A 22,549-nucleotide genomic window follows, 5' to 3' on the forward strand; every position below is an offset into this window, starting at 1 on the left:
GTTTCTCCCCCTTATTTCAAAGCATGAACGATGGTGTCAGTATTATGACGGACCATCCCGATATACGTTCCTTCTTCCGTCCCTTTTTCACCCATTGCATCCGAGAACAATTCACCGCCGATTTCAACTTTGTGTCCCTGCTTCCCTGCACCTTGAATGACAGCCTCGATAGCCTTCCTTGGTACGCTTGACTCAATGAAAATCGCTTTTATTTTGTTCTCCACAAGATAATTCCGCATATCAGTAACATCTTTTGATCCATATTCCGATAATGTATTGATTCCTTGGAGACCCCTTACGTCCAGGCCATATGACTGACCGTAGTATCCAAAAGCATCATGTGCTGTAACGAGCACCCGTTGATCTTCTGGAATTTTATTAATTTCATCTTGAACATATTTATCAAGTTCCTCCAATTGCAGAACGTACTCTTCATAATTTTCACGAAACTCCGCTTCATGGTCCGGATCATTGGCAATCAACTCTTTCTTAACTGTGTCCGCCGCTACGATCCAAAGCTTTACATCAAACCATACGTGGGGATCATGTTCCGTAGCACTCACTTTGCGTAGCTGGTTCTCCTTGAAGTCCTCCGTTACGGCAATCGTCGGTTTATCCTTGCTCATCATTTCGAATATATCCGTCATTTTCCCTTCAAGATGCACACCGTTATAAAAAATCATATCAGCCGAATCCAGTGTCTCCACATCACCCTGTGTCGCTTTATATAGATGGGGGTCGACTCCCGGACCCATTAAACTGGTAACCTCGACATGTTTACCGCCGATATTCTCAACCAAATCCCCAATCATTCCCGTCGTTGTAACGACGTCCAACTTGCCATTGCCGTTATCCTTTTCGGCCGTATCATTGCCGCACCCTGTTAAAATCAGCAATGCAGCAAGCACGCCCCCAATAGATTTTAGAAAACCCATCCATATTCCCTCCCTTTTTCATCTCTCTAAAATAGTTTGCCATGTGCAAAACTAAATGTAAATTTTTTTACATTGTCGTAAATGCTAAAAAGTTTCCTCTACACAACTTATTTTATACTATACACAACTATATAAAAAAAGTGCAACTATTTTTTCAAACATTTCAAAAGGCCAATGACTTTTACACACAGCAAAAAATGTCTGGAATCTCTACTAGGGAGCTTCCAGACAGTCAGTCATTTCTAGGGAGAGTACTTCTTCCCGTACATGAAACGTAACGATGAAGTTATATTTATATTGTGGAGTTTTAATGGTGAATATAAACTTGGGGAGCTTTTTTAATGTTTATGGCGGGAAGACGTGAAATTCACGAGTAAACATGCGGATTTCACGAGTAATGCCGTGGAATTCTTTACAGGCATTCAGCATTCCAAATGCATTGCCACTCACTTTTCCTGTTTTAAGGAAATTGCCAAGTACGCAAATCCCAATTCGATTCCGCAAAGCACAAACAGGGTGATTAAAGTTTGGAACATCATGATCCCCTCCTCCTCTAAGATTTAAACCAATCTTAAAGGATGAAACCCATACCAGAACAAGACCTTATTTGAAGAAATCTTCAACAGCCTCATTCGGTTCTCTTGCCCTGAAATGGGTTTCATACTGTACAATATAAAAAAAGAAAAAACGGTGATACCATGACAAATATTAAAGAAATTGCTCAATGCGCTGGTGTATCTGTCTCAACAGTGTCTCGTGTATTGAATGATCATCCTTATGTAAGCCCCGATAAAAGAAAGAGCGTTTTAGAAGCCATCGATCGTTTGAATTATTCGAGAAACATCAACGCCATTCATCTTTCAAAAGGCAAAACTAATCTTATCGGCATCATCATCCCCTTCAACAATCATCCATATTACGGGGCAATCGTCAACGGAATCACTAAACAGGCAAATGCAATTGGCTGTCATATCGTCATCTTTCAAACAAATTATGACAGAGAGAAAGAAATCCAGGCTTTGAATATGCTGCAAATGAAGCAGCTCGATGGCATTATCGTTTGTTCAAGGATTTCGGAAATGAAAGTCTTTTTGGATTATCAAAAATACGGACCGATCATCTTATGTGAAGATACAGCCCAGGCTGAATTCTCATCCATCAGCATTGATCATTATGCAGCTTTCTCCTGTGCCCTTGAGTACGTGATTACTAAAGGATATAAGAAAATTGGATACAGCCTTGGCCGTAAAAAGAGCAGAAATAGTTCTCATCGTACAAAGGCCTTTAACGATATCATGAGTAAACATCAACTGATAAACAATAAAGAATGGCTGTTTGAAGGCAGTTACCACATCAAAGACGGTGAACAATTGTTTCAGGAATGGAATTCAATGTCAGATAAACCTGAAGCCATAATCATCACGAATGATGACACGGCGGCAGGCTTCATTCTTACCGCTAAAAAATCGGGTATAAGGGTACCGGAAGATGTGGCCATTCTCGGCTTCAATAATGATAGCCTTAGTGAAATGCTCGACATCACGACCATTTCCTTACCGCTGGAATGGATCGGGAAAATGGCAGTGGACTTATTTGAGAATCCTGAAGTGGTCAAACATGTAAAACTGGAATACTCCCTAATTAAAAGGAGGACCGTCTAGTTATCAGGATCCTTTATTTTAGTATATCGACATTTGAATTCTTCCTTACTGCCATCATTCAATAACTAGGAAAAAATAACCACACAAAATAATCATTGCGATATCCTAGAAGTTATTTTATAATTTTGATATAGTAAAGTTTACTCAGTTGCTAGCAATCTATTAGCGATTGCATGAATTTCATGAGTACAATCGTCCGACGTCACTTACAAGCTGGCGCAACGATTTTAGAAAATTGAATACTTCCTCATTTACCGATGAGTTAGAGGCTGCATCTTATAAAAGTAAAACGGACGAGATTCTGGAAAATTATAGACTCCGTTTGAAAGGATAAGTTGCCGAAGTTAGGGTATATTCCATGTATATTCTTGCTGGCGGTGTTACCGAACAGGAACACCACTGTCACGTTTTTTCAAAAGCGTGGGGAGCTATCTTCGGAAGGATAAACGGGTTTATTATAAACAGCCGTCGATCTTTTTCGACTGCTGTTTTTTTATTTTTCGTTCCCTTCCAATAAAAAGGAGTGTAACATCAATTGTCAAATTCACAATCAGCATCAAGCCCTACTGAACTGAAAAGGAGCCTGAAAGCGCGTCATTTAATGATGATTTCATTAGGTGGAACGATTGGAACAGGTTTATTTTTAGCAAGTGGCGGTGCCATTCATTCAGCCGGTCCCGGCGGTGCCTTGGTGGCATACGCGATCATCGGCATCATGGTTTATTACTTAATGACAAGTCTTGCAGAAATGGCAGCGTTCATGCCAGTGGCCGGTTCGTTCCGTGTCTATGCATCCAAATTCGTCGATCCGTCTTTCGGTTTTGCGATTGGTTGGAACTACTGGTATAACTGGGCAATCACCATTGCCGCCGAATTGGCAGCCGTTGTCTTAATTATGAAGTTCTGGTTCCCGGATAGCCCTTCATTTATCTGGAGTGCAATTGCGTTAATCACTATGTTTCTTATCAATTACATGTCAGTTAAAGGTTTCGGGGAAACAGAATTCTGGTTTGCCATGATCAAAGTCGTGACAGTCGTCATTTTCTTGATCACGGGTGTTCTGATCATTCTCGGAATCATGGGTGGGAATGACCCAATTGGTTTTTCCAATTTCACAATGGGCGAAGGTCCCTTTAACGGAGGGTTCTTCACGATTCTAGGCGTATTCATGGCTGCCGGCTTTTCATTCCAAGGAACGGAATTGCTTGGAGTGACTGCTGGTGAAAGTGAAGATCCAGAAAAAAACATCCCAAAAGCGATCAGATCCGTTTTCTGGCGCATCCTCTTGTTCTATATTCTTGCAATTTTCGTTATTGGAATGATCATTCCGTTTACGGATTCACGTTTATTGAGTCAAGATGTTGCCGTAAGTCCATTCACGCTTGTATTTGAACGTGCTGGCCTTGCATTTGCTGCATCCATCATGAACGCGATCATTTTATCATCCGTACTCTCTGCCGGTAACTCTGGCATGTACGCTTCAACCCGTATGCTATGGGACTTGGCACGGGATGGGAAAGCACCGAAATTCCTTGGCAAGTTAGATAAAAGAGGAGTACCCGTAAATGCACTTATCGTGACTTCTTTAGTTGGCTGCGTTGCATTCTTAGCTTCGTTTTTCGGGGATGGCGTCGTTTATATTTGGTTATTGAACGCTTCAGGCATGGCGGGGTTCGTCACCTGGGTCGGGATTGCGATTGCCCATTATCGTTTCCGCAAAGCCTACGCAGCTCAAGGCCTCGATATGAATGCTTTACCATACCGGGCAAAAGGCTTCCCATTCGGGCCTATATTCGCACTTGTCCTTTGTATAATCATTATCATCGGACAGGGGTACCAAGCTTTTAGCAGCGATGGGATCGACTGGAATTCAATGTTTGTTTCCTACATTGGCTTGATTCTATTTTTCGTCCTATGGTTCGGCTATAAAATTAAGCATAAAACGAAAATCATTCCCCTTGAGGAATGTGACCTTAAATCAAAATAATACGCAAAGGACCTGTTCTTCTCTAATCGGAGAAGAACAGGTCCTTTTTTTCATTTCAAATGATAAACACGGCATTCATATGGACGCAGGGGTTTGCTGGAGATTCCTTCTTCCTCCTGATCATAATTGCCGATCAGCCTTGTGGCAGAATAAGCATGCAGCTCCTCAGGCAAAGTAAAGGAGGCCTGCTCTTCTTTAAAGTTGCATAGTACCAACAGCTTTTCTTCTTCAAACGATCTCGTATAGGCAAATATTCGTTCATCTTCTGGCCAAAGCAGTTCAAAACGGCCATAAACGACGATTTCATGTTCCTTGCGTAATTGGATAAGCTTTTTATAAAAATGAAAAATGGAATTCGGATCATTGTAGGCTATTTCTGCATTAATCTCGGGGAAATTTGGATTAACCTTAATCCAAGGAGTCCCTTTCGTGAATCCTGCGTTCCGGGAGTCATTCCACTGAATCGGTGTCCTCGCATTATCCCTGCTGCGGGCGTGGATGGCTGACATCATCCGCTCTTTTGACCAGCCATGTGTATTGACGAGTTCGTCATATGAATTCAATGTTTCGATATCCCGGTATTCATCAATGCTTTCAAATGCAACATTGGTCATGCCCAGCTCTTCCCCTTGATATATATAAGGTGTCCCTCGAAGCATATGAAGACAAGCGGCAAGCATCTTTGCGCTTTCAATGCGATACTTTCCATCGTTACCAAACCTTGAGACAACCCGGGGCTGATCATGGTTGTTCCAGTATAAACTGTTCCAGCCATCCCTCTCCAAACCAGTCTGCCACTTGGAGAGAATTCGCTTTAAATCGGTTAGCTTCCATTTATCGTTACTCCATTTCCCTTCCGGTCCGCACCCCAAATCCATATGTTCGAATTGAAAGACCATATGTAGCTCACCACGATCTTTACCTGTGAACAATTGCGCTTCCTCCGGTGTGACGCCTGGCATCTCCCCAACCGTAATCACGTCATATCCGGAAAGTGCCCGTTGATTGATTTCCTGTAAAAACTCATGTATGCGCGGTCCATTCAGGAAAAAGGGGCTTCCATCACCATACAGCTTTTCATGATGAACGGCTCCATCTGAATAGCTTTGATCTTTTGAAAGGAAGTTAATGACATCCATCCGGAAGCCATCGACACCCTTATCCAGCCACCAAGTCATGATGCTGTAGATTTCTTCACGGAGCTTAGGGTTCTCCCAGTTTAAATCCGGTTGTTTCCTGCTGAATAAATGTAAATAATATTCATCGGTTCCTTCATCATGTTCCCATGCTGAACCTTTAAAAATGGACTCCCAATTATTTGGTTCTTTCCCATTCCTGCCAGGTTTCCAAATATAATAATCACGTTTCGGATTATCTTTTGAGGATCGGGATTCCTTGAACCACGGATGTTCATCTGAGGAATGGTTGACCACCAGGTCCATCATGATCTTCATACCACGTTCATGAACCGCCTTCAACAACCTATCGAAATCTGCCATGGTCCCGAATTCAGTCATGATTGATTTATAATCACTGATATCGTACCCATTATCATCATTGGGAGATTGATAAACCGGGGATAGCCATATCACGTTCACTCCCAGCTCTTGTAAATAATCGAGCTTCATAAAGATCCCGTTTATATCCCCTATCCCATCTCCATCACTATCCATAAAACTCCTTGGATACACTTGATACACAACTGCTTCTTTCCACCATGCTTTGTCCATGCCTTTCCCCCTCTTTAGCCGCATTGATATAATCATTACACCAATACCCCTATTATAAAGGGGGAAACTTCAGAATATTCTACTTTTATTCAGCTATTCCCGTTTGAATCATTTCAATATCCAGATCCACCTCGATTGGAATATGGGGATATGCCTTCTCCCAATGTTTTTGATCGAAATTTCTTGTTTTACTTTTTGCATGATCACCGAGTGCAATCGGATCTATATTGTTCTCCTGAAACATAATTACCATCTCATTTAATTTTTCACCAATGACACGCTCTGCCCTGGCCTCTATTTTATTCAGGTCCAAGGCTTTGCCCAAGTCATAGCCTTGGACCTCTAGCAGACTCGCCTTTAATTTCACTTCAATCCTGACCTTGGGGTCTTGATTGGCATTCGAAATATGATAATGGACACGTGACTCCACATTATTGATATCTGTAAAGTCATTTTCCTTCCATTTAATTTCATAACTCCCCAGCTTAAAGTTTTCACTAAGGACTTTAAATAAAAATCCGTCCTCATAAGGGATATATTTACCGATATAACGATCCTTTTTAAACAAGGCAATCCCTTTTACCCGAATTTGATCTCCTGCCGTTTCCAATAACGGCAAGACCGGATCGATTCCTTTACCATGACACGCATATAAATACCTGTGCAAATCTACATCAGGCAAATTAGTCCTAATATTCTGTTCGATCAGCTCTTTCACTTGAACCCCTGGAGTTTTGATCAACTTCGGCTCCATTTTAACTACATCCTCCGCTTTGCCATTAACGACCGCTAAGTACAAATCCCTTCCCACCATCGGGTCACGCCTATATGTATCGACATAATCATTCAACCCCATACCTGCCAATTCTGCACCATAGAGAATGACTGTCAGTCTCCCGCCAACAATCGGGAATGGTGTTTTTGCATTTTCCTGCTGGCGGGCTGCCTTTATATCATGTGAGATCGCTTCATATACTTCATTACCCAGATCTGCTTCCTCACCAGGCTGAGGAACGCTGACAGCGACCGTACCTTTGATTTGTTTGTCTCCGGCATCATCATAACCTACAACTTCAGCAATTAAAACATCTTCCAATATTTGCTTTTCCACACCGCACGCCGTCATCAAGAAACAAGCTAATGTAATCAAGAGGAGTTTGATCTTCATGATTTATGCCCCCTAACTTTATAGACGATCGACTGCCATATGAATAAGAGAGGAAGATACAAATAAATGATATAAAAACCTATTTGCGAACTGATTGTGTTAAACTTATCGATTCTATAGCGATTATCCAAAAAAATGCAGGATATTAAGATGATAAGCAGAATGAAAACTACCATCCTTTTCTGTCTAAATCCAAATACTCTTTTCACTGTTCTGCTTGCTGCCCAAACCCCTATGCAAACATTCGGCAGCACCATGAACAGCCAAACGGAAATACCTATGTATTCGAACCTTTCAATGAATGGAAGGTCTACAATTTTCCATAAGGTCAAAGTGGCCCAAATTACATCTTTCAGCTGATCTTGGTGATAGTAGGCTAATGAAACAATAATCGATACCATATATATCGACATAGTAAATAACGCCCCTAAGTGGGCCCACTTTTGAGATTTTTCACGGTTTTTAATGAATGGGTAATAAATCAGGAGTAATTCAAAACCAAGGTAATTCAGGGTCATTTTCTTACTGGCCTTCATGATTTCCAAAAAGGAATGATCAAGAAAGGGACCCAAATTTTCAAAGTGAGCGTACTTCAATGGGAAATAATTCAAAAGGAATAGTGGTGATCCGATAATAAGCCCGATTATGCAAAAACCAGTAATGACCCTGAACCCTCCGCCCACAAAACTATACACGAGAATAAGAATAATGGATAATAACATCAGGACATTGACACCAGGGAACATCCAAACCTGAATGACTTCTAAATAAGTCCTGATAAGAATGATGGAGATCATTATAAAGTAGAGGATGAATAAAATATTGAAAGCATTTCCTATCCATTTTCCAAACAAATCTTTGTGGATGGCGATCAAATCAAGAGTTTGGGGGCCCCTGCCTAATAACTTGAAACACATCCAAAGCAGAACATTTATGATTAACCCTGATATAAGGACCGCTATCCATGCGTCTTGACCAGCCTCTTTGGCTATGACCCGTTCAAACCCCAATATCCCTACTCCGATCTGCATGCCGGGCATGAGGAAAAAAACAAAAAATGGAGATATTTGTTTAGTTTCATTTGGTTTTAGTTCCATACCTTCTCACCGCTTTCTACGCCTTATTCATCAATATCGCTAGGGGGGGTTGGAGTTTCCGCCTCCTTCCTTAACCTTAGCGGATTTTCCGTCCGCAGAAATTGCGGGCGTTTTTTCTGCTTTGAAAAAGGGAGGCGAATCAGACTATCTTTAAAGTCATGAATTCTTAACGGATAAAGAGGGTCTAAATATGGACTGCCAAGCGAAGTCAATTTCAATAAATGACTTAAAATGAATGCACTGCATAAAGCTATTCCAAATAGTCCGTATAACTGGGCTGCAATTAGAAATGGGAAGCGGATAAGGCGAATCGTATTACTGATTTGGTAAATCGGCACCGTAAAAGAAGCCAAGGCAGCCAAAGCTACAAGCATCAACAAGACATTACTGACAAATCCCGCTTCCACAGCGGCTGTACCGATGACTATACCTCCAACAATGCCGATGGTGGAACCAACCTTAGCTGGCAGCCTGACCGCTGCTTCCCTCAGCAATTCGATTGTCCCTTCCAGCACGATCGCTTCCAATATCGGCGGAAAAGGAATCACGCCCCTGGATGATATTAAGATGGGCAGCAAATCCGTTGGAATCACTTGATAATGATACGTTAAAACGGCAACATACAGAGGTGATGACAAAACGGAAAACAGCACTGCAAAAAGCCGAATCAAACGGAATGAAGTACCGAGATTCCAAATTTGAAAATAATCTTCAAATGACGAAAAGAACGAAATGATGGTATTAGGACCAACTAATGCATGAGGAGATCCATCCAGCATGATCCCTATTTTCCCTTCCGATAATACACTGGCCAGATGATCAGGCCGCTCCGTATCAATCAGTTGCGGAAACATCGAATTCCGATTATCCGTGATCATCTGGCTTACAAACGAAATATCGACGATCGTATCATATTCTATATCTTCTATTCTCTGCATGACTGTCTTAATGATCTGTTGATTTACTATCCCATCTATGTAGAGTACCGCTAACCTTGTTTGCGAGATGCTCCCGACCCGAAATTCCTTGGACTGCAATTCAGGAATGGGCAGCCGGTTACGGATCAGATTCAAATTCGAATCAAGCGATTCTACAAAGGCCTCTTTGGACCCAACGACAGTATACTCCGACTCGGGTGTGGAAATTTGCCTTTTCACACTGTGAACACATGGAATAAGCAAACACATTTTATCATCTTTCTTGTATTGAATCATGACCGATCCGGCCAATACCAACCTTTGAATGTCTTTTATATCTGTCGTCAATTTCATATCTTCCATCGGAATATCACTTTTTAATTGCTTTAAATCCTGCCCCTGCTTAGGTTGATTCGAAATGACAGCCAGTACTTGTTCATGGAGCTGTTGTGCACTAACCAGTGAATTGAAGTAGGAGATGGTATAGCCATCATCATCCGGGAATCGGAAGGTAAGAAAATCATTAGATGCTTTAAACTTTTTAAGGAGTTCCTGGAAATCCTCGGAAGTAACCTGAAAGGATGCTGCATCCATTTCCCTTCTGCCCTTAAAAAACCTCACCATTCCACCCCCATTGTCTTTTCATAGTTTTTAGTTCACTCGTTTATTGTAACCACCCTATTTAAAGTTAGTCATGATTCACCTAAATCCTTAAAGTAGGAAAAGACCTATCCGGAATTCACCGGATAAGTCTTTTCATCTTAATTCATTAACGTTACCAATTATTTTGGGCTTGGAAAAATCCGTGTTACAAGTTCACGGAACTCTTCAGCAAATCCTGCAACGGGTTTTCCATTCTCGATATCATTTGCATACCCTTTCATTCTTTGAACAAAGTCTGGGTTTGCCGAAACATAGACTTGGTCTACCGATGGATCGGCTCCCCTTACTGCATCAGCAACCTTTTCTTTAAGGTCATTCGAGATATCCTTATCCCCGCCGTCTTTTAATACTGCCCCTACATAGGCATTATTTTCAGTAACGATGACACTTGCATTACTTACTTCCTTCAAGGCTTCGACTCGATTCGAGATATCCTCGGATACCCTCATATCGTTTATGCCATTATCATTATTATCATCATTAACATTTTGCCTTGTGTCGCTTACATTCATCGGATTATCTAAATTATCCTGATGAGTACGATTCAGGCCAAGATTTTCACTGGCATCTTCTTTATCATTAGGTGAACAACCTGTAATCACTAAAGCCATCATCGCACTTGATACCATCGCTTTATAATTCATTTTCTTCACTCCTCTAAAATAATTTAATATTAATATTTGCGAGGAGACGATAAATTATTCAGAAGAAGTGATCTTCAAGCCGATAATTCCAACCAAAATAAAACCGACGAATACCAAGCGCATCGCATCCTTAGGCTCGTTAAATACGATGATGCCTACAAGAACAGCCCCAAGTGCACCTATTCCGGTCCAAATTGCATACGCTGTTCCCATTGGCAGGGTTTTTATCGCCGATGACAAAAAATAAAAACTAATAACCATACCAGCTATCGTTATGAAAGAAGGTAATAACTTCGTAAAACCCTCGGTATACTTTAAACTTGTCGCCCATACCACTTCAAATAATCCTGCAATCACCAATTGAATCCAAGCCAACTTTTTTCCCTCCAATTACAGAAAAAGCCCGAAAGGTCATAAATCATAACCTCCCGGGCTTTTTTCCCTCCGTGTACGCAGATTCCTGCGCGTTTCTCTTGGACCATTCCGGCAAAATTTAACCGAGGAACCCTAGAAACTTCTTATATTTCCATACTATATCATGTACATTTCAAATCGGTCAAACGCTTATGAATCACTTCTGTTTCTAAGCTTCCACTTGTCACCTTTAATTGAAAACCAAATATTTTTAAAGGGTTCAGGCATTTCTTTAGCCGAATCAACCGTATATTGTACGGCCTCTTTTTTATATTGAACATCTTCAGTGATTTCATGCTGTGTCATGGCGAGTTGATCCGTCTCCGATTTAATCTGATCCGTTTTAGCCTGGATGCGTGTAACGGTTTCCTTCACATTATCAATAGTCGGTTTGGAATCTTTAAATGTTTTAAAAGCAAAAAATGCTAAATAGATAATCGATCCGATAAAGAGGGCAAGACTAATATAAACAATGACCACCTATGATTCCTCCTTTTATTTTACCTTTACTATACCCGTAATAATTGAGCGGAAAACGAATCCCCATGTATTTTCTTTTATGCCTGGTCATATTATTGAAAGAAAAGGGAGGAATGAAAATGAATCAAATGCCTCTGCTTAAAGCCTGTTTTAAAGCTGGAATACACTTCATTAGACATATGACCATTCAGCAGGCTGCCACTATTGCAGGAATCATTTTTTTAATCATTCATCCAGAAGTTTTTAGCCCCATTTGGATTACATTGGCAACCTCAGTCTTGATTCTGCTCCTGCTTTGAAGATTGTTGAAAACCCCTTTAGTGACCCCCGCCATCTGTTATGGTTTTCTTCGCTAACATCGGCATCCAGATTAGGAAAACACCAAGAATATACACCAACATTCTTCTCTTGATCCATAGAAGAATGTTCCTGCACGGATCGGTGGCCATCTTTTTGATTGATACAATCATCAGGAAGGGATGCGTGACTCGATTAATGAACATAAAAAACGCGTCGTATTAATTTAATCAAACGATTGATTAAAAAGGAATCTGCCTTGAAACCCTTTGTGTCAGCAGAACTTCCCTCCCCCTTCATTTAATCATTACACCACATTTACCATTTTATCAAACGCAAAACTATTAGAAAATTAAAAAATTTGTGTATAATTAGGCTATATTCATTAACTCTCAAGGAGGAATCATAGTCATGGATGCTCTCATTCAACAGTTCAAGAATTTGCCCACCACCGCGATTTCAGATGCAATGGAAGGGTTGAACAATCTGGAATCAATTAAACCCTTAAAGGAAGAATTTCATATAGCCGGACGAGCTTTGACCGTACAGATGCCCGTCGGTGACAATTCAGCCGTGTTAAAAGCAATTGGCGAAGCAAAGGCTGGGGATATAATAGTCGTTGACAGCAAGGGAGATACATACCGGGCTATAGCAGGAGACTTTGTTGTCGGCATGATGCAGACCATGGAAATTGGCGGCCTCGTTGTCGATGGAGTCATTCGTGATCTAGAAGCCATTAAAGAGATGAATTTCCCTGTTTTCAGCAAAGGGACGACGGTTGCATCAAGCGGCAAGGCAGGTGTAGGCCAAACCAATATCCCCATTTCCTGTGGAGGTGTCACCGTATTTCCAGGGGACATTATCATAGGGGACATAGATGGAGTCGTGGTCGTGCCACAAGCGATGGGTGAAGAAATACTGATTAAAGCAAAGGATAAAATCATAAAAGATGAACAGCGTGCTGAGAAATATGCAGGGAAGCCTGATGAAATAAGAAAGTATATTGCCATGATGACCAATAAAGGATGATCTCACGCATATAAAAAACAGGCAGGAAGCGATGGCTTCCTGCCTGTTCTTTTCATTAGCCTTATTTATCGGTCTTATCTTCCTTTGAACCTTCTTCATCATATGTGTAATCATAATCAGTAGGGTCAATCGGTTTAAAGCCATTTGGAGTATAGAAACGGAGTAAGTCACCGTTCACTACTTGGTCTGATAAATTAAGCATTGTTTCAGCTCTCTTTTTATAATTGAGGATGGCATCATTTTCCTCGACCAATTCCCCTGTATCCGTGTCGTAGTATTTCCCTTTAATGGAAGTGACATCAGGTGTTACAAAATCACCATTCCTGAAAGGAACCACTTCATTATGATCTTTTGACAATAAATCTGAACCGAATTGTACATAATCTTTAGATTCGATTCCTAACAGATGCAATAAAGTCGGGAGAAGGTCAATCTGTCCTCCGTACTGGTGCATCTCCCCGCCTTCAACACCTGGAACATGAATCAATAATGGTACACGTTGCAATTGGGCATTCTCAAATGCGCCAACATCCTCGCCAAGCACTTTTGACATGGCTTCTTTATGGTTTTCGGAAATACCATAGTGATCACCATACATAACGATTACCGAGTTATCATATAGACCAGATTCCTTCAGATAATCGAAAAACTCTTTAAGCGCCTCATCGGCATAGCGTGCAGTTTGGAAGTAACTATCAACGGAAGCATCGCCTGTCGTATGCTTACCGATAGTTGCTTTTTCCTGGTCCATGGCATATGGGAAATGATGAGATACCGTTATGAATTTTGTATAGAAAGGCTGTTTAAGCGTTTCTAACATAGGAATCGATTCTTTAAAGAAAGGCTTATCCATTAATCCATAACTTAGTACTTCTTCTTTATTTTCCATATTATAATGGTTTGCATCAAAGAACTGATTAAAACCAAGAGACTTATACATATTATCCCGGTTCCAGAAAGATTTATAATTACCATGGAACACAGCGGATGTGTATCCTTGTTGTCCTAAAATCGCTGGTGCTGCTTGATACGTATTTTGGGATCTGTTTGTGAATGCTGCCCCCTGTGGTAAACCGAACAGGGAATTTTCAAGCATGAATTCTGCATCAGCCGTTTTACCTTGGCCTACTTGATGGAAGAAATTATCAAAGTGCATGAAATCTGATTTATCATGTGCAAGTGAGTTTAGAAATGGAGTTACTTCTTCCCCATTCAATTTATAATCGATCAAGAAATTCTGCATCGATTCCAAATGCAGGTAGATGACATTCTTACCTTTGGCTGCACCAAAATATTCAGGGTTCGGTTCAGCGCTTGTTGCCTTCGTATAGTTGACGACTTCAGCGATATCGGTGCTGTTTGCAGTCGCACGCTGAGCGTATGTCTTAGTATTCTGAACGGCATCATAAACCGTATAGTTGAACATGCCCAAATATTTGACGATATAGTTCCGGTCGAATGTTCTTGATAATAATTGCGGGCGATCCTTTTCAGCAAGTCCCAAATTGATTGCGAAAATTGCAAGTCCCGCTAGGTAAACCATTCCAACTGTACGGCGTTTGACTTTGAAGTCTTCCACTTTAAAGTCTTTGAATCTGTACAACACGATCAAAAGAACCGTATCAAGGAAATAAAGTACATCATGGCCTTTAAATAATTCTAAAATACTCGGCCCCAAATCCCCGGCATTTTGCACTTGCGTCAAGGTTGGCAATGTAATGAAATCGGTAAATGACCGATAGTATACAATATTGAAGAATAACCATAAGGACATCAAAAGGTTCAACCTGATGATCCATTTAAACGATTTTTTGCCTCTAGCCAATAGTGCCAAGCCGAAGAATAAAATGGCTGAACTAATCGGGTTTATGAACAGTAAGAACTGTTGCAGGCCATTTTCAATACCTAAGTTAAATTCAACTCGATATCCAATATAAGTTTTAATCGTAAACAAGACTACCGCAATAAAGAAAAAGCCTAGTATGTTATCTGCAAATAAATGCCGGCTTTTTTTAAGAAAATTATTCATGCTTTCACCTCTATTAATCTAGTGGTTTATTTATATAAATTTTTACAAACTTACAAAAGACGGAAAATCCGAATCCTTATAATAGCATTCTTACACTCGGATAGTCAAGATTGTGAAAACCACCTTTTGTCACATCCATGACTCTTATATCCAGAACACTTTTTTCAGCTTATGAACAAGCCTTTGAAAAAATAAACAGAGCTTCGCCCGTCTCGAATGCTCAGCGGACCTATAACAAATATATAGGAACTCCATGTCTTAATCCAATAAATATTACCGTAACTTTTTGGGGTTAATGCGGATGACAGTCACGATTTAATTTCACGTCCTTCAGGCTTTTACCATTATAAACGACTCTTTATAAAAAAACCAGTACATTACAAAATATGTAAAGATATAAATCTTCAATTATTGGAAGCTATTGATATAACCAGGATTTTCTTTCCCGATAATTCGACAGTTTAAAATTGATTGCCGGTTACATGGATGCCTCTCTCTTCCGCACTTTTGATACCCCATTCAAAATCGAAGCCTGCAAAAGTTTGACCCGTTTATTATTGCGTCCTGCCGCTCTAAAATCCCATAAAATAACAAATGCATTTCGCGTAATATCGACATCATTCCCCTCCGGCTTATTTGATTAGCTTTTTTCAAATAATTTTTTCAAAAAAATTAATCCACCCAATTCTCCCTTATTGTTTGAAGTGATTTGAAGTGATGATCATATTATTTTTTATTTTTACTTTCCAGTATAATTTTATCATCCATAAAAGATTCAATTTACCAAAGTTCACTTAAATTACATGTTTAAACCCCATCTGGAACCGGAAAGGATGAAAATGACATTATAATAGGAAGAAACTGATTTTTTTCATATTGGCTAAAGGGTTATATTCTTGCGAAAGGATCCCATATGGGCCATAGCAGTGCAACATGTGTGAATATGGGCCTTGTCCTTTTCATTCCCCCTTAATTGGGCTGTAGGGGGCTTATAAGCTCACCTGTGTTTTGTAAGAATTCTTTTCGTCCCCTTTGTTAGTATATTTGTTTCTCCCAGCTTTATTATTAAAAATAAAAAATCCTGCCCTCAATCGAGGACAGGATTTCCTTAAACCATATTCAAATTACTTAATGCCTTCTGAAACTTCTTTAACCATAGCGTCAACAGATTCTAAACCGCCGCCTGATAAGTACCAGTAGTTAGGGTCTAGATAAATGATGTTACCTTCTTTAAATGCTTTTGTATTTTTCACAATGTCATTTTCAACAGTTTCTTTCGCTGCAGCCCCATCACCGGCAACCGCATCTCTATCTACAACGAATAGGTAGTCAGGATTCTTTTCAGCAATGTATTCGAAAGAAATACTTTGACCATGTGTCGATACTTCCAATTTATCATCTACTGCAGGTACCCCGAATACATCATGGATGATTCCAAATCTTGAATCCGGTCCGTAAGCACTTACTTTTCCACCGCTTGAAAGAACGATTAAACCAGTTTTGTCAGTTGGAGCTTTTTCCTTCAAAGCATTGATGTTTTCTTCAACACTTGCCAATTCTTTAGCAGCTTCGTCTTCTTTATCGAAGATTTTACCCAAAAGTGTTACGTTTTCTTCAAATGATTCCATATACTTTGTTGTATCTACACCCACAAAAACAGTAGGAGCAATTTTGCTTAATTCTTTATATGCTTCAGATTGACGGCCAGAAATAAGGATTAAGTCAGGAGCAATTTCGTTGATTTTTTCGAAGTCAGGCTCTTTTAATCCGCCGGCATTTTCAGTTGTACCTTCATATTTTTTAGAAAGGTATTTTGGAAGGCCATCATGAGGAACAGCTGTCACTTCCACACCCAATTTATCAAGAGTATCAAGAGCACCCATATCGAATACAACGACTTTTTCAGGGTTTGTTTTTACTTTCGTTTCTCCCAGTAGGTGCTTAACTGTAATTTCTTCGCTTTTAGCACTTTCTTTTTTCGCGCTTGATTCTTCTTTTTCCTTATCTGATCCACAAGCTACAGCCACTACAGCCAGCATTGCAACCAAAAGCAGTAAAGATAATTTCTTAATCATTATGGTCACCTCGAAAAGTATTTTTTTATTTAAAATTACATATTGAATCCTCACCTTCACAGAGTTCACCTTCATCACTTTCCCTGCCATATGAACAGGAGGCGGCAAAAGTCCTGGGCGCCCGCCAACTCTTAACAGCCTAATGAGCGTTTGAGGTATTCTGGGACGGCTACGAATACTGAAGTAATTTAAAACCAAATGGAATTGTCTTAAGTGAAGTACACACAGATCTTATTGTCATTGATATTTTGGATTTCAATATCCATATCATAGATTTCCTTTAATACATTGGAATTGATGACTTGTTCGGTAGGTCCATTATGAACAACCTTGCCATCCTTCAATGCGACTATATAGTCGGAGTAACAGGATGCAAAATTAATATCATGAATGACGATAATGACCGTTTTCCCTAATTCATCGGCCAATCTCCTCAATACCTTCATGATTTGGACGGAATGCTTCATGTCAAGATTGTTCAGGGGTTCATCAAGAAGTACATACTCCGTGTTCTGAGCAATTACCATGGCAATGAAGGCCCGCTGTTGCTGCCCGCCGCTAAGCTGGTCAAGGAACTTATCCTGCATGTCTGCAAGTTCCATATATTCAATCGCTTCATCGACATATTCCCAATCCTCTTTGGCCAGCTTGCCTTGTGAATACGGAAAACGGCCAAAGGCGACGAGTTCACGAATCGTTAATCGGATATTGATGTGGTTAGCCTGCTTTAAGATGGCAATCTTCTTCGCAAGTTCATTGCTATTGAATTCCCCCATATCCTTACCATCGATCAGGACTTCTCCTGAATCCCGGGTAATGAGCCGGCTGATCATCGAAAGGACGGTACTTTTCCCCGCTCCATTGGGACCGATGAAGGATGTGATTTTGCCTTTCATTATTTCAATGGAAACATCCTCGACAACCGTTTTACTATTATATTTTTTGAATAAATTTTTCACTTCTACCATGATTTATTCTCCTTTAATAGAAGATAGATGAAATACACACCGCCGACAAAGTTGATGATGACACTCAATGTGGTAGTGAACGTAAAGATCCTCTCCACAATGAATTGGCCGCCGACCAGGGCAATCACACTGATCAGCATTGCACCCGGGATGATATGTTTATGCTGATAGGACTTAATGAATTGATAAGCCACATTTGCAACAAGCAATCCTAGGAACGTGATCGGACCGATCAGGGCAGTCGAAATGGAGATTAAAACCGTAACGATGATTAAAACCCGCTTCGTGACAAAATCATAATCCACACCTAAGTTTATGGCTTGGTCCCTCCCTAGGGACATGACATCTAAATACTTCAAAAATCTCATGAAATATATCATTGCCGCTATCATGAGGATAATAGCTAAAGTTAACAGGTCCGTGTTGACATTATTGAAGCTGGCGAACATTTTATTTTGAATGATTTGAAATTCATTCGGGTCAATCAATACCTGCATGAATGAAGACATGCTGCCGAATAATGTTCCGAAGATGATACCGATCAGCAATAGGAAGTAAATATTGCGGTTTTTTTTGAACATGAACTTGAACAGCAGGCTGGAAAAAATAAGCATGACCGCAAGTGTAATCAGGAAATTGAGATTTTTATTCACGATCATGATATGCGTTGAACCGAAGAGGAAAATCACTCCCGTTTGGATTAGCATATACATGGAGTCCAACCCTAAAATGCTTGGTGTCAAGATTTTATTATTCGTGACCGTCTGGAAAATCACTGTTGAAAAAGCTATTGCACAACCAACCACGATGATGGCGATGATTTTTATAACCCTTCTCGGCAGTGCATAATCCCAATTCGGGCCAAGGTCCCAAAAGATATAACCTGCCGTTAAAGCTGCTGCAAGAACAGCCAATATAATGATTCTACTTTTATTATTCATATGCCTTTCTCCTCAGTATCAGATAGATAAATACGGCGCTTCCTATGACACCAACCACGAGTCCGATCGGGATTTCAAATGGATATATGAGGATCCTGCCCAGAATATCGCAGATCAATAGGAATACTGCCCCTAGTAATGCTGTATGAGAAAGACTCTTTTTCAAATTGTCACCAAGGTAAAGGGATACAATATTTGGTACGATCAATCCTATGAAAGGAATCGTTCCCACCGTTAACAAAACGACAGTGGAGGATAATGCCACGATGATCAACCCAAAATTGACTATAAGCTTATAATTGAGTCCTAGATTGATAGCAAACTCCTCACCCATCCCTGCCACAGTGAATTTATTGGCAAAGAAGTATGCGAGAATGACCAGAGGGATACTTACATATATAAGTTCGTACCTTCCCGACATGATCATCGAGAAATCCCCATTCATCCAAGTGTTGAGGCTTTGAATCAAATCATATTTATAGGCAAAGAAAGTCGAGATGGATCCGACGATATTACCAAACATCAAACCAACCAATGGAATGAAAATCGTATCCTTATATTTCACTTGATCAAGAATTTTCATGAACAAGAATGTACCTGCCAAAGCGAATATGAAAGCGAATGCCATTTTCTCAATAAGTGCTGCCGATGGAAAAATGATAATGGCAAGAAGAAGTCCAAGCCTTGCAGAATCCATGGTTCCGGCAGTCGTCGGGGATACAAATTTATTGCGGCTCAATTGCTGCATGATCAGACCGCTTATACTCATTACAATACCGGCAATGACTATGGTCACCATTCTGGGGAAACGGCTTTGCAGCATGATTTGCACTTTATCATCACTTAGATCCAATAAATCCAGGGGGGTAATATCCTTTACACCAATGAATAATGACGTAAATGATAAAACAATTAACGCCATGACTAAATATCTTATCTTCATCTACATTTCCTACTCTTCCTATCTCAGTTAATACAGCGATAATATTTTTAATTGAAGATATTTGAATACAGACTATCGCAAAGTCACCTATTGAAGCGGAAATCATGAAGTTGCAATAGTTACAAAGTTTTTCCATTCGTGATAATGAGATTCATTATCATTAATTCTTATTCTATCATTTCTTAGACATGTGTCAACATATACAAGGGAATTACTTTGATAAACTCCGGCTAGTCATATTGTAATGAATTTGGATGAACCAATCATGCATTTCGTTAAAGGAAGTGATAAAATCAAAATAACAAATATTTACTCTTCCAATGAAAGAAGCGATATGATGAAAAATTTGCTGTCCAAAGTGTTCTCAAAAAAGGCGAAAATCCAGATTGAATTTTGCCAAAATAATCTTGACCGCTTCCTTAATGAACAAACAGTTGCCGATTATGGTAAATTCTTATCGAATCCAAGGATTCAATATAAGGAATATGAATGTTTGAGTGAGTGTAAACTTTGTAAGAAAACCCCCTATGCGAAAGTGAACGGCCAGATAATGAGTGGCGAAGATTCACAGGACCTTTTGAATCAGTTACAAGATGAATTGAAATGATACGGGCCGAGCAAATTGCTTGATCCGTATCATTTTGACTTTCTACCTGTAATTATCCAGAATACAGGTGATGAACATCTATTAAAAGGAATTGCGAAATGTGCTATGGAATCATTAATCTAGTCATTACTTCCTGTTTTTTACTATCCCCTATGTTTTCACTGTATAAATAGCTTAATATATGATAATTTATGGAAAAAGATAGACAGGAGGACGTCCATGAAAAAAATCATTCCTACCATCGTATCCGTCGTAACACTAGGTCTTGTCACTGGATTGCCTAGCCCCATAGCCGAAGCAGAAGAATTCACCCCTTATTATGGAAATGGTCCAAGCTACATTCAACCAGATAACCTCTCCCACCTTTTCCCTGACCCTAATGTATCTTTCAATACCCCTGCCTTTAAACAAAACAAGATCGCCTTTACGAGCCAGGAAGAAATGTTGGATCATATCAAGTCCCTCTCCCGAAAAAACAAGAACATCCAGGTCAAGACGATAGGTAAATCCACAGAAGGACGCGACATTCCGATGCTTCTTTTCAGCAAGGATTCAAAAAGACTGAATAAGGATTCCCATAAACCATTGATTTGGATTCAAGGTCAGATCCATGGCAATGAACCCGCTTCGGGTGAATCAACATTAGTCCTTGCACAATGGCTGGCTGAAGGCAAGCTTGGTAATGTCCTTGATAAAGTGAATATTGCCATCGTCCCACGCGTCAATCCTGATGGCTCTTATTATTTCAAACGATTTACCGCAAATGACATGGATGCGAATAGGGACTACTTAAAAGTGGAGTATCCTGAAGTACAGGCGATTCATCAGTCAATCGATGATTATGAACCGGAAGTCGTTCTGGATGTACATGAATATACAGTGAATCCCGCCCCCCTCAAAAAGGTGGGAGCAAATGGATCGATCGCTTCCTATGATTTACTCATCTCCTCAGCCAAGAATTTAAATATTCCCGAACGGCTTCGAAAAGCTTCCGATGAACTGCTTTTACCTAATGTTTTTAAAACATTGGATAAAGAAAAGCTTTCCTATCACGATTACTATACACTGGCTACTTCTGATGATGGAGTCCTTACCGCCACAGAAGGAAGCACAGAAGCCCGGATTGGCCGAAACGCCCTCGGTTTGAAAAATACAATGACCTATTTAATTGAAACAAGGGGAATCAATATCGGCCGTACGGATTTTAAACGACGTGTTTTTGCACAAGCTACAGCACAGGCAGCATTCATCAAAACGGCAGCCGAACAGGCCAGTAAAGTTAAAAAGGCCGTTAAACAGGCCGAAACTGAAGTCGTGCAAAAAGGGCGAAAAGCAAATGATAACGATAAAATTGTCATCACCAGCGAAAATAAATTGGTTAAGGATCAAAAATTGACAGTGGTCGATTTAGCGAAAGCTAAAATGGTCGATGCCTCCATCGATTGGCTGGATTCTACCGATGCCTACCCTACCCTTGTTAGAGATCGTCCGACAGCTTATATCCTTCCACCAGAATATAAAAATATCGCCCAGAAACTTCAGCTATTGGGAGTAGAAGTGAAAAAATTAAAAAAACCTATGAAAGTAGCTGTTGAAAGCTATAGGGTCAAGGATTTAAAAGTTTCAGCTGAACTGGAAAGCGGACATTCCACAAGGGAAGTAACAACCACGGTTACTTCAAAAACCAGGGATTTCCCAAAAGGAAGCTATGTTTTCGACATGGCCCAGCCTGATGCCAACTTCATCTCCCTTGCCCTCGAACCTGAAGGCATAGACAGCTATGTGACATTCAATTTCATCCCGGCTGACAAGGGAAAAGAACTGCCGATTTACCGCTATATGCAGCCATCTTCCTTACCCGTTAAATGATGCATACTATCTAAATGACGCTTTGGCAGCTTTCATTGCCAAAGCGTTTTTAATTTCCACCTTCCTTTAATCATGTAGGACGATATGCCTGACAT

At 40.2% G+C, this 22,549-nt stretch carries 19 protein-coding genes and 2 riboswitches; of the genes, 6 read left to right on the forward strand and 13 right to left on the reverse strand.

Annotation, left to right across the window (positions count from 1 at the left end):
• Positions 1-11 precede the first annotated feature (11 nt).
• Positions 12-935: a zinc ABC transporter substrate-binding protein gene (locus tag NYE63_RS26525; protein ID WP_342603404.1), complete on the reverse strand. Its 924-nt coding sequence runs from the start codon at positions 933-935 to the stop codon at positions 12-14.
• A gap of 698 nt (positions 936-1,633) precedes the next feature.
• Here NYE63_RS26525 and NYE63_RS26530 point away from each other — a divergent pair.
• Entirely contained in the window at positions 1,634-2,596 is a 963-nt protein-coding gene (locus tag NYE63_RS26530) for a LacI family DNA-binding transcriptional regulator (protein ID WP_342603405.1), read from the forward strand.
• A 255-nt stretch (positions 2,597-2,851) separates the two neighbouring features.
• Positions 2,852-3,035, forward strand: a riboswitch (Lysine riboswitch).
• A 96-nt stretch (positions 3,036-3,131) separates the two neighbouring features.
• A complete protein-coding gene (locus tag NYE63_RS26535; RefSeq protein ID WP_063234007.1) occupies positions 3,132-4,583 on the forward strand; it encodes an amino acid permease in 1,452 nt (483 codons plus the stop codon).
• A 50-nt stretch (positions 4,584-4,633) separates the two neighbouring features.
• On the opposite strand, the gene NYE63_RS26540 is transcribed toward NYE63_RS26535, so the two are convergent.
• The 7 genes from NYE63_RS26540 to NYE63_RS26570 all read right to left on the reverse strand — a co-directional run bounded on the left by NYE63_RS26540 (position 4,634) and on the right by NYE63_RS26570 (position 11,696).
• Positions 4,634-6,313 (reverse strand): alpha-glucosidase, encoded by a 1,680-nt coding sequence (locus NYE63_RS26540; protein WP_342603406.1) that lies wholly within the window; start codon positions 6,311-6,313, stop codon positions 4,634-4,636.
• 85 nt (positions 6,314-6,398) lie between these two features.
• Positions 6,399-7,481: a Ger(x)C family spore germination protein gene (locus tag NYE63_RS26545; protein ID WP_342603407.1), complete on the reverse strand. Its 1,083-nt coding sequence runs from the start codon at positions 7,479-7,481 to the stop codon at positions 6,399-6,401.
• Positions 7,478-8,578: a GerAB/ArcD/ProY family transporter gene (locus NYE63_RS26550; protein ID WP_342603408.1), complete on the reverse strand. Its 1,101-nt coding sequence runs from the start codon at positions 8,576-8,578 to the stop codon at positions 7,478-7,480. The genes NYE63_RS26545 and NYE63_RS26550 overlap by 4 nt, the downstream gene beginning before the upstream one ends.
• A 23-nt stretch (positions 8,579-8,601) precedes the next feature.
• A complete protein-coding gene (locus NYE63_RS26555) occupies positions 8,602-10,116 on the reverse strand; it encodes a spore germination protein (RefSeq protein ID WP_342603409.1) in 1,515 nt (504 codons plus the stop codon).
• Positions 10,117-10,277: 161 nt separating this feature from the next.
• Complete coding sequence (locus NYE63_RS26560) at positions 10,278-10,802, reverse strand: YhcN/YlaJ family sporulation lipoprotein (protein ID WP_342603410.1); 525 nt, start codon at positions 10,800-10,802, stop codon at positions 10,278-10,280.
• Between the two features lie 54 nt (positions 10,803-10,856).
• Positions 10,857-11,177 (reverse strand): quaternary ammonium compound efflux SMR transporter SugE, encoded by a 321-nt coding sequence (gene sugE, locus NYE63_RS26565; protein ID WP_342603411.1) that lies wholly within the window; start codon positions 11,175-11,177, stop codon positions 10,857-10,859.
• A gap of 48 nt (positions 11,178-11,225) precedes the next feature.
• Positions 11,226-11,324: riboswitch (guanidine-I (ykkC/yxkD leader) on the reverse strand.
• A 42-nt stretch (positions 11,325-11,366) separates the two neighbouring features.
• Positions 11,367-11,696 carry a DUF948 domain-containing protein gene (locus NYE63_RS26570; protein WP_342603412.1) on the reverse strand — a complete coding sequence of 110 codons (330 nt, stop codon included), beginning with the start codon at positions 11,694-11,696 and terminating at the stop codon, positions 11,367-11,369.
• Between the two features lie 119 nt (positions 11,697-11,815).
• On the opposite strand from NYE63_RS26570, the gene NYE63_RS26575 reads away from it, so the two are divergent.
• Together NYE63_RS26575 and NYE63_RS26580 are read left to right on the forward strand one after the other, a co-directional pair.
• Positions 11,816-11,995 carry a hypothetical protein gene (locus NYE63_RS26575; protein ID WP_289314465.1) on the forward strand — a complete coding sequence of 60 codons (180 nt, stop codon included), beginning with the start codon at positions 11,816-11,818 and terminating at the stop codon, positions 11,993-11,995.
• A gap of 409 nt (positions 11,996-12,404) precedes the next feature.
• Entirely contained in the window at positions 12,405-13,022 is a 618-nt protein-coding gene (locus NYE63_RS26580; protein ID WP_342603413.1) for an RraA family protein, read from the forward strand.
• Between the two features lie 61 nt (positions 13,023-13,083).
• Here NYE63_RS26580 and NYE63_RS26585 read toward each other — a convergent pair whose 3' ends face one another.
• The 5 genes from NYE63_RS26585 to NYE63_RS26605 form a co-directional block, all read right to left on the reverse strand.
• Positions 13,084-15,051: an LTA synthase family protein gene (locus NYE63_RS26585; RefSeq protein WP_342603414.1), complete on the reverse strand. Its 1,968-nt coding sequence runs from the start codon at positions 15,049-15,051 to the stop codon at positions 13,084-13,086.
• A 1,124-nt stretch (positions 15,052-16,175) separates the two neighbouring features.
• On the reverse strand, positions 16,176-17,126 hold the full coding sequence (locus NYE63_RS26590; protein WP_342603415.1) for a siderophore ABC transporter substrate-binding protein: 951 nt from the start codon (positions 17,124-17,126) through the stop codon (positions 16,176-16,178).
• A 209-nt stretch (positions 17,127-17,335) separates the two neighbouring features.
• On the reverse strand, positions 17,336-18,094 hold the full coding sequence (locus NYE63_RS26595) for an ABC transporter ATP-binding protein (RefSeq protein WP_342603416.1): 759 nt from the start codon (positions 18,092-18,094) through the stop codon (positions 17,336-17,338).
• Entirely contained in the window at positions 18,088-19,035 is a 948-nt protein-coding gene (locus NYE63_RS26600; protein WP_342603417.1) for an iron chelate uptake ABC transporter family permease subunit, read from the reverse strand. Before NYE63_RS26600 ends, NYE63_RS26595 begins: the two co-directional genes overlap by 7 nt.
• Positions 19,028-19,978 carry an ABC transporter permease gene (locus NYE63_RS26605; protein ID WP_076368205.1) on the reverse strand — a complete coding sequence of 317 codons (951 nt, stop codon included), beginning with the start codon at positions 19,976-19,978 and terminating at the stop codon, positions 19,028-19,030. The genes NYE63_RS26600 and NYE63_RS26605 overlap by 8 nt, the downstream gene beginning before the upstream one ends.
• 265 nt (positions 19,979-20,243) lie before the next feature.
• On the opposite strand from NYE63_RS26605, the gene NYE63_RS26610 reads away from it, so the two are divergent.
• Positions 20,244-20,585, forward strand: a complete 342-nt coding sequence (locus NYE63_RS26610; RefSeq protein ID WP_342603418.1) for a DUF1450 domain-containing protein — start codon at positions 20,244-20,246, stop codon at positions 20,583-20,585.
• Between the two features lie 219 nt (positions 20,586-20,804).
• Positions 20,805-22,454, forward strand: coding sequence for a M14 family metallocarboxypeptidase (locus tag NYE63_RS26615; protein WP_342603419.1), 1,650 nt, complete (start codon positions 20,805-20,807; stop codon positions 22,452-22,454).
• Positions 22,455-22,549 lie beyond the last annotated feature (95 nt).

This window comes from Peribacillus sp. FSL E2-0159 (genome assembly GCF_038643155.1).
GTDB lineage: Bacteria > Bacillota > Bacilli > Bacillales > DSM-1321 > Peribacillus > Peribacillus simplex.

Coding starts and splice junctions, on each gene's coding strand:
- NYE63_RS26525 (WP_342603404.1), bottom strand. CDS start 935: ATGGGTTTTCTAAAATCTATTGGGGGCGTGCTTGCTGCATTGCTGATT.
- NYE63_RS26530 (WP_342603405.1), top strand. CDS start 1,634: ATGACAAATATTAAAGAAATTGCTCAATGCGCTGGTGTATCTGTCTCA.
- NYE63_RS26540 (WP_342603406.1), bottom strand. CDS start 6,313: ATGGACAAAGCATGGTGGAAAGAAGCAGTTGTGTATCAAGTGTATCCA.
- NYE63_RS26545 (WP_342603407.1), bottom strand. CDS start 7,481: ATGAAGATCAAACTCCTCTTGATTACATTAGCTTGTTTCTTGATGACG.
- NYE63_RS26550 (WP_342603408.1), bottom strand. CDS start 8,578: ATGGAACTAAAACCAAATGAAACTAAACAAATATCTCCATTTTTTGTT.
- NYE63_RS26560 (WP_342603410.1), bottom strand. CDS start 10,802: ATGAATTATAAAGCGATGGTATCAAGTGCGATGATGGCTTTAGTGATT.
- NYE63_RS26575 (WP_289314465.1), top strand. CDS start 11,816: ATGAATCAAATGCCTCTGCTTAAAGCCTGTTTTAAAGCTGGAATACAC.
- NYE63_RS26580 (WP_342603413.1), top strand. CDS start 12,405: ATGGATGCTCTCATTCAACAGTTCAAGAATTTGCCCACCACCGCGATT.
- NYE63_RS26585 (WP_342603414.1), bottom strand. CDS start 15,051: ATGAATAATTTTCTTAAAAAAAGCCGGCATTTATTTGCAGATAACATA.
- NYE63_RS26590 (WP_342603415.1), bottom strand. CDS start 17,126: ATGATTAAGAAATTATCTTTACTGCTTTTGGTTGCAATGCTGGCTGTA.
- NYE63_RS26595 (WP_342603416.1), bottom strand. CDS start 18,094: ATGGTAGAAGTGAAAAATTTATTCAAAAAATATAATAGTAAAACGGTT.
- NYE63_RS26600 (WP_342603417.1), bottom strand. CDS start 19,035: ATGAATAATAAAAGTAGAATCATTATATTGGCTGTTCTTGCAGCAGCT.
- NYE63_RS26605 (WP_076368205.1), bottom strand. CDS start 19,978: ATGAAGATAAGATATTTAGTCATGGCGTTAATTGTTTTATCATTTACG.
- NYE63_RS26610 (WP_342603418.1), top strand. CDS start 20,244: ATGCATTTCGTTAAAGGAAGTGATAAAATCAAAATAACAAATATTTAC.
- NYE63_RS26615 (WP_342603419.1), top strand. CDS start 20,805: ATGAAAAAAATCATTCCTACCATCGTATCCGTCGTAACACTAGGTCTT.